12 protein-coding genes and 3 pseudogenes are annotated in these 16,267 nt (G+C 43.7%); 1 reads left to right on the top strand and 14 read right to left on the bottom strand.

The features are described from left to right. Positions 1 to 256: 256 nt before the first annotated feature. From LJE72_RS25080 to LJE72_RS25045, 8 genes and pseudogenes are all read right to left on the bottom strand, one after another. Positions 257 to 1,159 (bottom strand): Rpn family recombination-promoting nuclease/putative transposase, encoded by a 903-nt coding sequence (locus LJE72_RS25080; protein ID WP_229250819.1) that lies wholly within the window; start codon positions 1,157 to 1,159, stop codon positions 257 to 259. 342 nt (positions 1,160 to 1,501) lie between these two features. Continuing rightward, positions 1,502 to 4,471 carry an AAA domain-containing protein gene (locus LJE72_RS25075; RefSeq protein WP_229250817.1) on the bottom strand — a complete coding sequence of 990 codons (2,970 nt, stop codon included), beginning with the start codon at positions 4,469 to 4,471 and terminating at the stop codon, positions 1,502 to 1,504. A 142-nt stretch (positions 4,472 to 4,613) separates the two neighbouring features. After that, entirely contained in the window at positions 4,614 to 5,804 is a 1,191-nt protein-coding gene (locus LJE72_RS25070; RefSeq protein ID WP_229250815.1) for a Wadjet anti-phage system protein JetD domain-containing protein, read from the bottom strand. A gap of 83 nt (positions 5,805 to 5,887) precedes the next feature. Continuing rightward, positions 5,888 to 9,193, bottom strand: coding sequence for an ATP-binding protein (locus tag LJE72_RS25065; protein WP_229250813.1), 3,306 nt, complete (start codon positions 9,191 to 9,193; stop codon positions 5,888 to 5,890). After that, positions 9,190 to 9,798, bottom strand: a complete 609-nt coding sequence (locus LJE72_RS25060) for a DUF4194 domain-containing protein (protein WP_229250811.1) — start codon at positions 9,796 to 9,798, stop codon at positions 9,190 to 9,192. Before LJE72_RS25060 ends, LJE72_RS25065 begins: the two co-directional genes overlap by 4 nt. A gap of 54 nt (positions 9,799 to 9,852) precedes the next feature. Then, positions 9,853 to 11,325: a DUF3375 domain-containing protein gene (locus LJE72_RS25055; protein WP_229250809.1), complete on the bottom strand. Its 1,473-nt coding sequence runs from the start codon at positions 11,323 to 11,325 to the stop codon at positions 9,853 to 9,855. A gap of 228 nt (positions 11,326 to 11,553) precedes the next feature. Then, positions 11,554 to 11,979 (bottom strand): annotated as a pseudogene (locus tag LJE72_RS25050) (ATP-binding cassette domain-containing protein); the annotation flags it as partial. Between the two features lie 142 nt (positions 11,980 to 12,121). Continuing rightward, positions 12,122 to 12,280: pseudogene (locus LJE72_RS25045) on the bottom strand (DUF3102 domain-containing protein); the annotation flags it as partial. 25 nt (positions 12,281 to 12,305) lie between these two features. On the opposite strand from LJE72_RS25045, the gene LJE72_RS25040 reads away from it, so the two are divergent. After that, positions 12,306 to 12,398 (top strand): hypothetical protein, encoded by a 93-nt coding sequence (locus tag LJE72_RS25040; protein ID WP_312038969.1) that lies wholly within the window; start codon positions 12,306 to 12,308, stop codon positions 12,396 to 12,398. Between the two features lie 121 nt (positions 12,399 to 12,519). On the opposite strand, the gene LJE72_RS25035 is transcribed toward LJE72_RS25040, so the two are convergent. From LJE72_RS25035 to LJE72_RS25015, 6 genes and pseudogenes are all read right to left on the bottom strand, one after another. Next, on the bottom strand, positions 12,520 to 13,098 hold the full coding sequence (locus LJE72_RS25035) for a Uma2 family endonuclease (RefSeq protein WP_229250807.1): 579 nt from the start codon (positions 13,096 to 13,098) through the stop codon (positions 12,520 to 12,522). Between the two features lie 167 nt (positions 13,099 to 13,265). Continuing rightward, positions 13,266 to 14,126: a S66 family peptidase gene (locus LJE72_RS25030; RefSeq protein ID WP_229250806.1), complete on the bottom strand. Its 861-nt coding sequence runs from the start codon at positions 14,124 to 14,126 to the stop codon at positions 13,266 to 13,268. Positions 14,127 to 14,501: 375 nt separating this feature from the next. Next, positions 14,502 to 14,813 carry a reverse transcriptase domain-containing protein gene (locus LJE72_RS25025; RefSeq protein ID WP_229250805.1) on the bottom strand — a complete coding sequence of 104 codons (312 nt, stop codon included), beginning with the start codon at positions 14,811 to 14,813 and terminating at the stop codon, positions 14,502 to 14,504. Positions 14,814 to 14,873: 60 nt separating this feature from the next. Further along, complete coding sequence (locus LJE72_RS25020; RefSeq protein WP_312038968.1) at positions 14,874 to 15,194, bottom strand: P1 family peptidase; 321 nt, start codon at positions 15,192 to 15,194, stop codon at positions 14,874 to 14,876. Between the two features lie 42 nt (positions 15,195 to 15,236). Then, the gene (locus LJE72_RS26945; protein ID WP_449508562.1) at positions 15,237 to 15,470 is read right to left on the bottom strand and encodes a hypothetical protein; all 234 of its coding nucleotides are present in this window, start codon (positions 15,468 to 15,470) and stop codon (positions 15,237 to 15,239) included. Positions 15,471 to 15,490: 20 nt separating this feature from the next. Then, a pseudogene (locus LJE72_RS25015) lies at positions 15,491 to 16,099 on the bottom strand (lyase family protein); the annotation flags it as partial. Between the last annotated feature and the right edge of the window lie 168 nt (positions 16,100 to 16,267).

Raw genomic sequence — 16,267 nt, 5'->3', positions numbered from 1 at the left:
CTGATCTGCCTTTAGGAATTCGGATGGTTTTTGCGAACATTTATTGACACTATCTATTTTGGTCAACTTATCTATTTACTCTCAGGCAATTAACACACCGTTAATCTACGGACAGTGCCCTTTGGCGGAAAAGCGAATTGCGGACAAAAAATTGCCCCACACTTCCATAGTGTGGGGTATTGCTTTTTCTGATTCGACAGGCACTGGTGCTCCTAGGCCCCCTATATAGAGCATACCCCTCCCTCGATCAGTAGTCTCAATCTTTTAACAGTTTAACTTCGTCTTCTGTCATACCTGTTGCTTTAGCTATCTTAGAAATCTCCATTCCCAAGTCCAGAAGATTCTTCGCAACTTCTGCCTTTCCTTCTGCCCTACCTTCTGCCCTACCTTCTATTCCCTTCTGGATTGCTTCCTTCAAGCGGAGTTCTGCTTCTCTGACGGCCGCCTTCTCATCTAAAACAGCCTTGCGTCTCGCAAAGTACGCTTCTCTCACATTAGGATCATCACTTGTTTTTTCCCAAGCTGTCATTGCCTGGTGCAAAACGGGATCTTGCATTGCAATCTCCTCCAATATTTTAAAAATTTCCTGATTTTCCGAACCCTCCAGAAGCAATAACCATCGAACTAAACCATTCTCCCAAGGGCTTACCTCTCTTTGTCGCCACTTTGAGACCAATTTAGGCAATTCCATGAAGTGCATTTCTAAGGCTTCTGTAAGTTGGAATCTCTCTTCGTCTTCGTAAAGATGAAATACACTATGGTAGTTCTTCGTCTGATTCAAATAGTTAAAATCTAAAATGTTAATCGTGACTGCCTTCGCCAGTTCCTTGTAGGCCATGCCTTCTCGCATCTGCCTGGAGTACATTTCTGCCCAATAATACAGTGAGCGTTTTTCTATGTCGTATTGATTGCTTAATTGAATTTCTATGTTTATTTGCATTCCTTCAATCGTCACAGCACGAACATCTAAAATAGACTTCTTATCGTCATGGTATTCTTTATTCAGTTCTGGACTCATAATCGTTATGCCATCAATCCTACTTTTCTGTGGCAACCGCAACGCGGCATTAAGAAATGCAATGAGAATCGCTTCATTCCCCTCTTTGCCGAAAATAAGCTTGAAGGCGTAATCGATCTTAAGGTTGATAAGCTCTTTCACATTTCTCCCTCCGTCCTAACTCAAAACTTCAATGGTACCCTGATATTATAATTGAAGGCATCACTGCCTGTGTGTATGTCAGAATCCGCACTGGTGCGGATTCTAAGTTCTTGTTAGAGTCGGTCCTTAAGCTCTATAGCCATATTATACCATAGCTATTAAGGCCTTTAAACTAGTAATTAGATTTGTTAACCTCGATTATATCCAATTAATTAAATTCGTCCTAAACGACCACTATGACAAGTTAATACCTTTAGGATGGATGGGACATCTATTGCGTTCTAACAAATGGACATCTGTGGCCTTTGTAAAATAAAATCGCTTTGAGTTATTATAGTTAAGTTATTTTACTGCATTTACTTCAATAAATCCTCTTAACATTCCGCTAGCACTTCTTGGAGGACCCTGCAAACAACCAATATCGCCAAAGACAAAAAAGTAATCCTTGGCTCGGGAAACTGCTACATTCATTAAACTGTTATTAGCATCAATAAAATAACATCCATCCCGGTTACCATATACTGTGGATAAGATAATAACTCTTCTTTCCGCCCCTTGAAAGGTATGCACTGTGCCGATATTAATTTTCGAATGATAAACCGGTAATACTTTCTTCAATTCCGAACGGATCGCTTGAACCTGAGCCTTAAACGGCGTGATAATACCCACTAAATTCTCCCGAATCTCATCGGGATAAGCATTAACAATACAAGCATAGTTAGCTTCCAGCCATGCTGCAATCTGTTTAGCTTCTGTAAGATTTAATCGACTGCTACTCCTTCTGACCGAATACTCGGATTCAATCTGCATATGCCCCATTTGCGGCCATTGCTTAAACGGTAACTTTGGATCCCGTTTTCCCTCCCCGCGCATGGGTTGAAGATTTCCTTCGTACACCAGCTTATTCGAGTAGTCTATAATTTCATCATAACAACGACGGTGTTCACTTAAGAACAGGCCCCTCTCCTCAAACTTTTTGTATTTGCAGCATTTGGCTGCAACTTTCATTACACTGGAGCTGGAGCAGTTTAACTCCGTCCGTGCCAGTAATTCAAACTCCTTTAAACTGGGGATAACCCTATTAGAGACAGCTAAGGCTTTATCTAGCGCCCGATTTACAGCCCATATCGGCTCAATCTGATGTATATCCCCGACAACAATTGCCTTTTTAGCGAGTGAAAAGGCTCCGGCGGCAATTTCCGGAGACACTTGCCCTGCTTCATCTACTATGAGCAAATCGATAAAGTTAAACAAATAGAAGTGTTTTTGATCACCATAAGCCCGAAAATGCTTAGGGAGCGTGAAAAACGTCATGACTAAGCATGGCGCAATCATGCTGAGCCGATGGTAAAACTTATCTAAAACACTTTCAAAGGTCTTACCTGCCTGTTGCCCAACCGGCCGATCCTCTTCCAGGACCCATCTGCACTCGAAATAATGGACCGCCAGCCAGAATTCCACATATCTAACCTTAGTATCCAAGAGATCGTTGACGTAGTCTGAGTCAAGTAGGTATTTGCTTTCCTCTTTTTTATACAAGCTAACATTATGAAGTTTCAATTGTTCCAATTCATGATCGTACCGGCTTTTCAGTTCTTCCTGCTTCTTTTTGTTCTTTTTAAGCTCCGTAAGAATTTTCTTGTGTTCCTCACTCTTATAGCTGTATTTTTCCTTGATTTCATCCAGACTCATAGACACGCTGAGAAAGCCCTGCTCATCCTCATTGATAAATAATCTGAATTCCGTTTGTATTTTTCGAGCAAACACCTTTATAAACCGGAGCAATCGGTAGATCAAAGGAATCCTTTTAAAACAGGCTTCCCATTCCTCAACTCTCCGGCGAATATGCTCAACCACTCCTTGATGACATTTAATCTGGTTTTCAAAATTGCAAATACAGTCATCCAGCGGCTCTCCGTTGAGTCCCAATTCTGAAGCTTCCTGAACCAATTCAAGCAATGCTTCTTTTTTGTTATTTAAAAACTCTAATTCTTCATGCAACCTGCTTTGGCATGCATCAATGTCTTTATAGGCACTACCAAAATATTTGTTACAACTTTCTATGAGTTTGAGCTTTGATTTTTTAAGATTCTCTTTATCCTCAATCTTCGCAACAAAAAAGCCGCCGTTTTGATCGGTATATTGATATCCCTTACTCTCTACTTCATTTTTTTTCGAGGTGGCGGGAAAATAAACAGCGAAACTATCTACGCCCTCAATCCATCGTTCTTCCAAATTTGCCAAGCCTATTTTTTTAATATTGCCGAAAGAAGTGATGATGTTGGTAACCGCTTGATTGTTGGTGGAAGAAGCCACAATTACAGGAGCTCTTTCCTTATATAGGGCCCGTTTCACATACATATCCGCAACAATAGACTGCAATAGAGTAGTTTTCCCGGTACCAGGTGGACCATTGACCGCCAATATGTCAGCCTCACTCATGCTATTGAAATGATTGACTGCTTCTCTTTGTGACGGAGATAAAGGATATTCTCCCCCCATTTGACCGCAGTGGGCTTTCATCTGTGCCCATGTGTTTTGGACAAGGGGGCTGGTCTCTGGTATTTGCAGCGATACAAAGTTATCGTAAAGAGATTTGAACTGTTCGTCTTTTTGGAGATCATTGTACAAGTTCATAATATGGAAAGTAGTAAAAACCGTCTTATCCAGAAAAACATAGACGTTATTTTCCAATTCGAAGTAAGGTTCCTTTTCGTCCAGATTCCGAATGGTGTTTTGGTCAAATTGAGATTCCGTAACTTTCTCATAGAAATTCTTGAAAAACTTGACATACTCTGGCCAAGCTTTAATCTTTATTACCTGGTCCACTTGATTACTCATAAAATCATCAACTGCATCGGTAGTCCCAATTGCTAATTTAGGCTCAACCATGGGGTGCAGAAATTCTCTCGGGAACCAAGGAAGTTTTCTTTTCTCCCCATCAAATGACAGAGCTCCATCAAGCTTAAGAAGAGCCGGGATAAAATAAACTCCGGTTAACTGATCAATTTCATCCTGAACCTTTTCATTAGCTTCAAAAATTGTTTTGATGACTTTAGCACAGATAATGATATTGAGCAAGGATTTCTCCTTGGCCTTTTTCTTTGATTCGTCCTCGTCCTCATGCCCAGAGTTTTTTCTATTGGCCTCTGCAAATAGCTCTTGAGTGGCTTGCGGATTAATTCTTCCTTGCAGCAATTCTGCTGCTTCGACCATCTGAAAAGGGTTATCCTTAAAAACAATTTCTTTGTTTGATTGCGCTGCTACAGCACTCCTGAAATATTCCGTGATCTCTTGTGTCTTAAAGTTCATCTAATTTTCCTCAAAACCTTCTAGTTTTTTATAGGGTTCAACTATTAATCTAGCTAAGACAGTGCTATATGCCACGCCTTACAATTGGACGCCCAACATGCTCCAGAAGACTTGCTTAGTCCTTGTTGCCCATTAGGCCGTATTAACCATTATACTCTAAACGATCAACAGCCTCTTTCACTTCCTGAAAAGAAACTCTCTCCTGTTCCAAGCGAACTCCCTGGCCCCAAGTATTATTTTGAAGAGAAGAAACCAGCCGGTGTTCATCTGCCGTCAACCGATTCAACTCTGTGAAGGAAGGTTTCTCTTCTCTGACCCATAGGTGCTGATGACTCATCAATATCCTTTCATCCATAAGCAGCGACTGGGCTTGAGGCAAAAAGCTGCGGACTTGGTCCAAAATGGCAAATCCGTGGGTATCGATATCTCCCCAATAGTAGATTTCTTTCTCTTTCAACCAAGTCACGGACTTCAACACCTCAACACCGTATCCCAACCCGAAGATCACCAACGCTTCTTTGACATCAGGAAAGCATAAGCCATTGATTTCATTTTCGGTTATAAACACCTTGGATACCGGAGGATTGAATTCCGCCAGCTGTTCCACCGGAACCGTCAGATCGGAAATGCCCTGAAGATACTGCTGCCGATCAAGGAAGCGCAGCCTGACCTGCACCGGCTTGGCCTGCAATCCGTAGCGCAGCTCAAATGAGGGAGCGCTGTGGTCAATACCCTCGTCCGGCAAAATAATATTCAATAATTCCGTCAGAAACCCTTTCCTTTGCTCAATAAACTTGGTGTCAATCCCGGGAATATTCAGTTGCCTCAGATATAAGCCGCAGCGCGGGTGCTTGAAAAACCAGCTTAGCACGGCCAGGATACCACTCCAGTCGGCTCCGGCGGCCAGTACCTTGTGTAGATGTTTAACGATCCATTCCTGCAAAAGGGGCCATTTCGCCTGAATCAGCCGGGCAAGCTCCAAAAATCCGTCTCCTTCCCGCTCTTTTCTTAACAAGCGCAGGGCATCCCGCATGGTGGGAATAAAGGCATGAGTTGGCAGTAGATTACGGCCCGATTGACGGTGAACTATTTCCTTTTCCACCAGTTCATAGCCAAAGCCTGTCTCCTGCTTGCTCTGATTCTTAAGGGACTTGATCCAGCGGGAGATTTCAGCGAAATTCTCATTTACCTCACTGCTTTGCGGCCTTTTCAGGGGAATGCGCAAGGGAAACAGATCATCCGGCATCAGCAGTGAACGCAAAATTCGGCCCGAATCCCACTTCCGCCGTAGCTGTTCTCGGATCCATGGCGGATCAGACCACTTGATGGACATATTGGGCCACCTCCCTGGCCTTCCGCTCTTGCTCATACTCCTGGATAGAAATATCCCGCAGCATGGATTGATGTTTTACATCATCATGATGGACGAAGCCCACATGGGCAATAAATTTGGCGATGGTGGGGATTTTGAGCAGGGGAGTAACAATCAGCAGCTGCAACTCCAGTTTTTTGAAAAGTTCCAAGCCAAAGCGAGACCGATTCATCCGAGCTTTTCAAAAACGCTTCATCAATGACTACGAAACGGAAAGACTGGGGCCGGGATTCCTGCCCTTCCAAACCAAAATGATAGACCAGGCCGGCGGCAAGAATGGTGTAAGCCAGCTTTTCCTTTTGGCCTCCGGATTTTCCGCCGGAATCGGTATAATGCTCATATTCCTCATCGCTTTCCCGCCATCTTTCCGAAGCTGCGAATAAAAACCAGTTGCGGACATCAATGACTTTTTTAGTCCAGCGCTCATCCCTTTCGGTCTCCCCAGGCCGGCCCCGGAAGCGCTCAATGATGGCTTTCACCTGCAGGAACTTTGTTTCAGCATATTGTTCATCCTCAGAGCCGCTCAAAGCCCCTTCAGTGCAGGCTTTCAACTGAACTCGGAATTCTTTGATATCCGTATCATAGGTTTCAGCATACTCCAGACGGATATACCTTCCTTCGTTATAGTCGATGGCGTTCAGGGAACCGTTAATCTGTTCAATCCGGGTCTGGATGGTATCCTGTGCCTGTTTTAATCTGGCCTGGAATAAAGCGATTTGATTAATAGCATTTTCATGCAGCAATTGCTTAAAACGCTGTTCAAATGCCGGCAATCCGTCGCTTTGCAGCTGCGCCAGCATCCGTGCATATTCGGGCAAGCTCTCCAGATCGGAATCAAACTCTCTGGTTTCTTCAGGGTATCTATAATTATAATCCTGCATCGCCTTAACAAGCCTGTTTTTGAGCCGTCCAATCTCATCGGCCAATATATTGCGTTCGCTTTCGATCCAATCCAGATAATCCCGTTCCAGCGTTTTCCCATTGTCCAGGGTCAAACCGGTATTCCCCAAAGCCTCCAACTCATGCTGCTCCAGGAAAGGGTAAGCTTCTTCCCGCATGGCCGGCGTGGCTTCAGCCGCAGCCTTTCCTGTGCTCACATTATCCCGCAGCAGATCGTCCCGTTTATTCTCCATGGTTGTTTCATCTTTGCGGGCCTTCTCCACAATCTTTTCATGGGTTTCCTGCTTCTGCATCAGTTCAGCCAACTGATTCTGGAGCCCTTGCAGGATATCGTTTTCCTGCTCCAACTCTCTTTTCAATTTTTCTTTTTCTTTAATATCCTTTTCCGCTGTCTTCGTGTCGATGTCGGCAAAGTCGTCAATACTTGCCATGCCGGCAACTGCTTGGACCCGTTCCTGACTCTCCCGCTGCTTCCGATAGATATCATCCAGTTCCTCAAGATAGAATTGGGCCTCGCCCCTCAAGTCCTGTTCGCTTTCCTCCAGAGCGGCAATTTTTTTCTGGTTGGAAAAACCCAGCATATAGCGGCGGCGGTCATTGAGCCCATGCCGATCGTCTTTTTCATGACGTTTGCCCCCGGTCTTCATCTGCCCGGATTGGGTGATGGCCTGGACTTCCCGGCGAAATTGCTCCATCGTCTTGCAGCAAACATGAGCGAAGCGCTGGCGCAGTTCCTTGCTAAGCCAGACGCCAAAAGGCGTACCGGGCTTGATGTTCAGCTTTTCGGCTGCGGAGAAAGGATTCAACCGGCCGGAAGCAGACGGCTGGCCCTCATCCTGAACCCGGTAATAGACCAGCCGCATCCCCAGGTGGGTCCGGTCTACCCACTGCATAACGGCCTGATAATGACGCTCCGGCACCAGCAGCGACAGACTGAAGCTATGCAGCAGCCTTTCGATAGCTCCTTCCCAGCTTTCTTCCCCAGCTCTGACTTCCAGCAGTTCGCCGACAAAAGGCAATTCGTCTTCTACGATCTGCAGAACCCGGCACAGTTGTTGGCGTTTCTCAACGTATTCCCGAGGAATACTGGAAGTACGGGAACGGAGGGATGCCAATTCTTCAGCCACTTGATCGGCGGCCTTCCTTGCCTTGTCCTCCTCCGTAACGGCAGTTTTAAGATCCTCCTGCAGACCTATCTGCGCTTCTTCCTCACTCCGTTTAAATTCCGCTGATTTCCTTTGGTTAGCCAGGAAAACAGCTAAAGAATCCGGCACAGGCAGTTTAAGCATTTGGGCATGACAGGCATAGGCCTCCAGATTTTTCCTAAAACGTTTAAGAGTTTGTCTGCCGATCTCAATATCCCGGGTCAATCTTTCCAGGGCATCCCCGCCATTAGCAAAAATAGCTCTCTCAATTCCTTGGATATTCTTAGCCAAGTCACGCTGGATTGCTTCTGCCTGTTCCCGTGCTGCAACAGCCAGAATCAGTTTCTGCTCCTGATTGGCGATTTCAGCACTCAGCAAAACCAGCCTCCGCTCGGCGAACCAGGGGTTTATAGCCTGGCGGGCTTGATTCAGCAGCCTTTGTTTGTCTTCAAGCCGGAGGCAGCGATTTCCCTGATCAACAAGGGGGGCCAGCAGCTGAATCTGCTGCTTGGCTTTAAGGACAGCTTCATGGGCCCCATTCAGATCCTGAAAATGTTTGATCAGGTCATCCACGTTTTTAGCCGTATTAGGAACTTCCAACATATTGGTTCGGACAAAATCCGTTAAAGCCTCAACCTTTTTCATAGAAATGGTCTGCTGAAACAAATCCAGAGCCTGCTCCTGAGCAATGCCGAACTTACGCCGAAAGACTTCAGCATAGCGGGTGTAATCTTCATAGACCTGAACCCAGTTGCCAGCCTTTAAGCGTTTCTTCAGAACCCTGACCTCGTTGCCAAATCTGGCAAAGTCCTGGGCGATCCACATCTCTTTATCGGCTACAATATAAAAACGGGCTGGAGGCTTCTGGGGATCTGGAAACCAGAAAAATTGAGCTAGAGTAACATGCTGAGACAGACCCTGATCCAAAAATGTTGCCAAGATAACTGAATAGTGATTGGTGTCTCGCAAGGAATCCGGCTGACCATTCCCTTCACTGCTTCGCTTCTGACCAAAATAACCCCGCACATAAGAGGTGACTGAACGCTCCTTGGCGCTGGAATCGGCTGCTTTGTTATAAGCTACCTTCCGCGGATGGACCAAAAGGGTCGTTAAAGCATCAACCAAGGTGGATTTACCCGAACCCACATCTCCGGTTAAAAGACTGGTTTCTCCTTGGGGCGAAAAGGTCCAGACTTTACCATCGAAAGTACCCCAATTATAGACTTCAAGCTTATGTAAGCGAAATCCCGGTGTAGGGCCAAAAAGCCTGCCGGGTTCTTCGGACTCCAGGTTAAATGAACTCATGACTTCGCCTCCCCGTCCTTTAGTTCACCAGCATTGGCGTAACGCCGGTATTCTTCAAGCCGCTCGTTGAAATGGCTGAGCCACTTCCCGGTGACAAAATTGCGGAGAATGCGCTGGACTTCAAAACGTTCTTCGTTGCCTTGTAAACGATGCAAAAAGCCCATTTTTTCCACTCGGTCAATATGCTTATCGATGTCAGCCATTAGTTTCGCTTCATTGGTGGTGTCCTTCAAAAACAAGCTCAGGCGCTCGGCTATCTGCTGCCTGGTGATAATAAGCCGCTGATCCCCGGTGGTTGAATCAAACTCCACCAATTGTTTCCGCAGGAGCACAAGCAAAAGACTAACCGGATAGCTCAGTCCATGGCGAGGTACCAAACGGGGAATAGCCTCTTCGCCTTCTCCGTAAGAACGCTGTTTCAAATATCCATAACCGTCCAGCTCATCTACGATCAGGGTAAGGCCAATCTTACCTACATAATCTTCAATTTTGTTTTTCTGGGCCTGGATGACTTCCCAATGTTCCTGATCCGTTTCTTTGAATACAACATTTTTAAAAAGTGCGACGACAGTGCGTGACAATGCCAAATCATCCATTGCATTCATGACTTAGTCCTCCCCCACGGTTCATAACCTCCTGAATTCAAAGCCAGCAAATTCTTAAACCCGCTGAAATATTATTTTAGCCAGCTTGGCTACTCGTCTCGTTCCTATTTCATCCTGCCAGAATACTTCCTCCAGTTCGTCGGGATGAAACGCCGCTTGCGAGCTTTCGCTGGCAATGACCAGATAGGTTATAAGTTCGCTCAGGCCCAGCTCGAGAGGAAAATGCCTCATAATTTGTGAGAGCGTGATTCTATCCTGAGATTGCAGCAGGTAGCCAATCCGGTCTTTTAGTTTTTCCTTATCCACATAGACCTGAGAGAACAGCGCTTCCGCCGGAACATCGTCGCTTCCTGCGTCCATGATGTCGTCCTTCAGTTCCGGCCGCTGGGGAGGTGAAAATAAAGGTCTGTCGAGGGGAAGGCTGATTTCGGGTTTTACCCCGTCAATTTCCATGGACCAATCCGAGGGCGGAGTATTGCGGATTGCCACAGCCTTTCCTTCAATTTCCCGCACAAGCTGATTGATCCGGCGCTCTTCCTCCAGAAAGTTCTCATCCACATACCGCCTTAACTGCTGAGACAGAGCAGCTACTGTTTCCTGGACATGGGCACCGGCATTCACCCAATCATGGTGAATATAGCGGATATTCCGGCTCGGGCCCATTTCCTGCACCGATTTTAGCTGCAAAACTTTATCCAGGGTGCTCTTAAAATCATCTTGATAAGCTGAGGACATTAAAAATTTCCAGAATGCAGAGAAACTCTTGCCTTGCTCTGATTGGGCAATCCCGTCCTGTTTTGCGAAGATTGATTCCAATAATTCTCCTTTTCCCCGTTCCCAGATGGCAATCCGTTCCCGCATCCCCCGGTCCAGTTCCCGAAAATTCTGTTCTACTGCCCGGAAGTCGGCCAGAATCTCTCGAGCAGTTGTCATCGCCTGCCAAAAACGTTCCTTAATTTGCGTTTCATCCAGCAGCTCCACCTGTCCCTTCTGAACCCGGCTGATCTCCTGTTCAATTTCGGCTTTACGTCGTTCGAGCTCGGCCAAGCGCAACTTTGGATCGCTTTCAGAACGCTCCACAATCTGGTGCAGGAGTTCAAATACAGTGATCAGGCGTGATTCTGTACCGATAAATACTTGTTGTTTTAAACTCAGAAGCCACTCAATGGCTTTCTGGGCTAGGGAGGTTAAATCAAAATAAGGCTCGTCCTGTCCCGGAGGATAGTACTTCCGCAGCCAACCATGTTCATCATTAGCCCATTCATCCAGATATTCTCGTCCTGAACGCGGAAAGAGGGAGTCAGCACGCCCCTGATTGAGTAGCTCAATAAAACCCTCCAAGGAGCTGATCAATTCTTGCTCGGCAATCTGCCGCCTGTTTTCCGCAATAAATTCTCTATAGAGAAACGATGCCACAAAAGGAGCGAGCGATGATGTTAATAAACGCCAGGCCGGATTTTTCTTGCGCAGTAACTCCAGAAACTCGAATGTCATATGTTCCGAAAACTCAGTTTTTTGCTGTGCCATCGAACGATTTTCCTCCGTTTGATTTCCTTCTCTGTTAAAATATAGATTTCGACAGCTTACATCTATTTCCTTTAAAAGGCCAACAATTTTTGACTAGTGAAGAGCATAGGTTAACGCAGAAAATATTCACCATTTTCGATAGTGTTCTACTGATTTATATCACTTCCTGCTTGGTGGAAGTGGATGGGGAGGATGGGGGTTTGGCAAAGAATTGAGCAAAGTGTTATGCATGCTGGCATTTTTGATAGTAGAAAGCCTGTGCGCTATAACAAAGGACGTTCTGCCTTCTGCCAGCTTATCCATGGCCTTCTGAACAATGCGCTCGGTTCCGGTATCGACGGAGCTTGTCGCTTCATCCAAGATCAGCAGCGGCGCATTCTGGATCATGGCGCGGGCAATCGTGATCAGCTGCTTCTGGCCCTCCGATAAGCTTGCCTTGTCGTTAAGCACCGTGTCATATCCGTCGGGCAGTGTCCGGTCAAAGTATCGGAGGGGCAGGCGGTTGATTTTTCGTGAAATATCTGTGCGCATTTTTTTCGAGATTTTCTGCGTCACAGTTGCCATGATAAAACTCTGCATGAAATTGAGCAGCATGGAGCCGGCGTAAAAGATTACCAGCAGCAAGACGATATTCGCAACGGCGTTCATGTCGATGCTGGTCGCTGCCCCCCATGACAGGATTTTTTGGCCAATTGGAACATCTTCTAGCTATCATTAAGGACTTAAAGACAACCTAAGAAAAGCAGACAAAACAAAAGGACTGACGTGTTGCAAGCACGCCAGCCCAGCCGATTGTCTTGACAGCCTGTTGCAATTCCACTCTGGTCATGCTCTCGACATCGTGCTCGGCAATAAACTCCTCCCGCTCCTCTTCCGGGATCCCCAGGAGGATGAGTGCCTGGGTGTAGGTCAGATTCGTCACCGGTGACGAATCTGACAAGCTGTCAGTGTCGGGGGAGGCAAGCAGTATTAGCTTTGATATGGTTGTCATGAATCCTAATGAAGCGCCAGGGGTAGAGACTCCTGTAAACGGTGGTCTTACATTAGAGAAGCTCATCTGGCAGCAGAAATGATATCAAACATTCTGCCTTCATCAATAGTAGAAAGCCAAGAATCCAAACGTTTTAGAAGAGCAGTTTACCACTTGTGGGTAAGCTGCTCTTCTTTTTTCGTATATATATTTACGTTCTTTTCTCATATAGAAGGAAACACCGCACTCAGATCTACAGTTAAATCGGAAAATATTGATACTGCAATTTTTTCCTCTTCCGTGTAGATTTCTGGCCTGCCATACCTACCGTTGCTTTGCAATAAGAATACACTTACAAGCTTACCTTCCGGCTCTACAATCCAGTATTCTACAACTCCAGCTTTCTCATACTGATTAAACTTGGTAACCCTGTCATGTTTTATCGAAGATGGAGAAATTATTTCAATTATCAAGTCAGGTATACCTTTACAGCCTTGTTTATCAATTTTAGATTTGTCACATACAATGGTAATGTCAGGCTCAAAAACATTCTTTATGTCTTCATCTCTCTTTTCGTCACCCTTAGTTAACCTAACAGAGAATGGTGCTGCATAAACTTTACAAGGTTTTCCCTTTAAGTAGACTGAAATCTGAGTAGATAAATTCATTGATATCTCCTGATGCTCCGGTGAAGGGGTTGCCTGCATATAGGGAACACCACCAACAATTTCTACTCTTTCATCTTCAGGCCATGTTAGGTAGTCTGCATACGTGTATTGTCTTTCTTCTTGGGGTATTGGCATAATAACACTCTCCTTTATTCAGGATAACTTTCTTCTGCATATAGTTACAAAACTCTATAATAATCATTAACTGTGACTCACTCGCCACGGAAGCCAGACATTTATCAATTGGACGATATCATTATACCATGAACAGGTACTAAAAAATGCCTTGCATATAATTCGCATTATGCCAATAATCCACATACATATTCTTTTCCAATTATTAAACATTTTGAGGTATTACCATGCCCAATATCCTGTGTTTTTGCAATGGGAATCCTTTTATCCACAATACTTAAAACTAGCTCTTCTATATTAGGCCTTTCGTTATTTTCTTCCATTTTTGTGAATGTACCTAAGAGTAACCCGGATATTTTTTTAAATATGCCTATCTGATTAAGTTGGCATAAATATGTTTTCATAAGCGCAACATTGCCGCCGTAACTCTCTAAAAACAAGACCTTATCATCAAAGTCAGGCATATATTGAGTACCGGCCAATTTCAGTAAGCATCTGATATTTCCACCTACTACAACACCAGCTATTTTTGATCCACGAATAAAATTCCACTTTATTTTATATAAATCTTCTTGCCTGTTAAGTATGGTATTATTAAAATTCAAAGTCTGAATTTCTCGATTTTCCCATACAAGGCATCTCACTTGATATAGAAAAGAGGAATTTCCGGTTTTTTTATAAATTGCATTAATAACAGTTGTTAAATCGCTGTATCCAAAAAACGGCTTTGGGTGCTTTCTTATAAAATCATAATCGATGAAATCAAGCAGTTCATTTGCTATGTCTCCACCTGAAACATCAAAAATTGCCCTTATACTATCATCATTATAAAAGTCATTGAGAACACTGGCGCGCTCTGCTCCAGTTCCATTGAAAACGAATTTTTGTTCAAAGATGTACTTGCTGAATACCGGAATCAACCCTAGCTTTACGAAAGCATTTTCTAATTCTATAATCTGATTTTTTTCTGTATGCATAAGAGCGTTGGAACAAGCAACAATACCAATTTTGTCTCTGCATTTCAGCATTTCGACACCTTCTTCAGATATAAATTTCCTATAACTGTATTTAGTATAGTATATCAATAAGAATCACGAAAACAAAGGGACTTAAACCACGAGAGTTCAAGTCCTTTTGGGTAAATTCTTTGAATTGCGAAATTGCTTTTCTGAAGTTATCAAACCTTCGCTTCCAACGGTCAGATTCGTCACCGGTGACGAATCTGACAAGCCGATGATTATTAAAGATGCCAATATGAAATAGATTTATTAGTCCAAAGACAATATCTGGTATGGGAAGACACGAGGGGACGGTTCTTCTGTGTTAATGTCAAGCCTTTCGGACAATGTGGAATGGAAAGCCAGTGATCCTGCATATTTGCCGCAGACTTAATCCATCATTTCTTAAAAAACTCTGAAGCATCCGTTTTTACCTTTGCTACAGTAGTGTGTGAATCCAAGAAAATCAAATGTTTCCGGCTTCTTTATGCCGGCTTTCTTGCATTCATCTACGGCAAATCTTCCGAATTTTATAATCTTCGTCTTAGCTTCTTGAATTTCGAGATTGAATTTGGCCAGTCTCACTTTAAGATCATGATAGAAGCGATTTGCTTCCTCCTCATATTGGAAACAGAAGACACTATCGTCTGCATATCTCACCATGTAGGCATCGCCTCTGCAGTTCTTTCTAATGACCTTGAGCATCGAGATTTTCATCAAGATTCCTGCCATAATCCTCTTTTGTCACTTGGTCTACTCCGGAAGCTTTCTTCATGCTCATTCCATCATGCGCTTCAGTGAGGCTTTCTTTGTTATACAGGGAGTTTTTCTCGGACATGATTGTCTATCCCAAACCACTGTCTCTGTCTGGAACAAAGCATTTAGACTGGCCTCCTCGCAGGCATCAACTTCAGTCTTGATAAAAGGGTCAAGAAACTCTGCGCTGTCAATGATTTGGGGTTGTGCTTTGGGATGAATCCAGGGATAGTTTGAAATGGCCATGTCAATATCCCCGCTCCCCCAGCGACTAATACTTCCCACTCTGCTTAATCCCAACGAGGGCCTTTTATCTAGGCGTTTTAACTGGAGGCAGTTCACACTGATAGCTTGAAATAACCTAAAATTTATGTTATTTAAGGATTATACGTTTATTGAAGTTTCTACGCCTAAAGCATCTCTGTTTGCTTCTAATATTGGATTTACATATTCAGCTATAAACTCTACAACTTGGCTTGGAGCTCTACCTATAAATTTAATAGGATTAATTATATCTAGAATCTCTTGCTTTGACATTTTAAAGCTATCATCATTTATGATTCTTTCTACAAGATCATTATTTAAGCCATCTTCTTTAATGCGTCTTGCTGCAGCCATAGAATGGACTCGAATGCTTTCAGATTCATAAAACTTGCCTGAGTTCCAGTTGTTCCTTTGACTCCTAATAGTTTAATTTTGTCTATAACAAAGTCTAAGTTTTCTAGGTCCATTATTAATTCTTGAATCCATAGAGTTGCTCTTTTACCTACAGTTGTTAATTGAGCCGGCTGTAAATGTGTAAAACCTAAGGTAGGCACATCTTTATATTTCGATGCAAATTTTGCAGATTTACTAATTACATTAATTAGTTTCTTTTTTATTAATAATAGTGCTTCTTTCATTACTATTAAATCCGTATTATCGCCAACATAACAGCTAGTAGCACCCAAATGAATAATCCCCTTAGCACCCGGGCATTGTACCCCATAGGCATATACATGGCTCATTACATCGTGTCTTATTTCTTTTTCTTTTTCTTCTGCCACTTCATAATTAACGTTATCTACAAAGGATTTAAGTTCTTCAACTTGTGCCTTAGTAATATTAACTCCGAGTAGCCTTTCACCTTCAGCTAGGGCAATCCAAAGTTTCCTCCACGTTTTAAATTTCATATCATCTGAAAATAAATAACTCATCTCTTTGGATGCGTATCTACTATTCAATGCTGTATTATAAGAATCTCTCATATTCTGCCTCCAAACGTACATATTAAAATATATTATAATCGACTTACTCGAATCAATGCACAGGGACAGATAGCCTCAAAACCAAATTAACCATTAAATTTAGTATACTATTCTTATAATGGTCTAGGAAAACTCGACAAGATTTTCTGAAAAGATAATGAACCTGAT

The organism is Desulfosporosinus shakirovi (assembly GCF_020595055.1).
Lineage (GTDB): Bacteria > Bacillota > Desulfitobacteriia > Desulfitobacteriales > Desulfitobacteriaceae > Desulfosporosinus > Desulfosporosinus shakirovi.
Note: the sequence above shows the minus strand (reverse complement) of the source record. Positions and strands in the feature narration are given on the sequence as shown.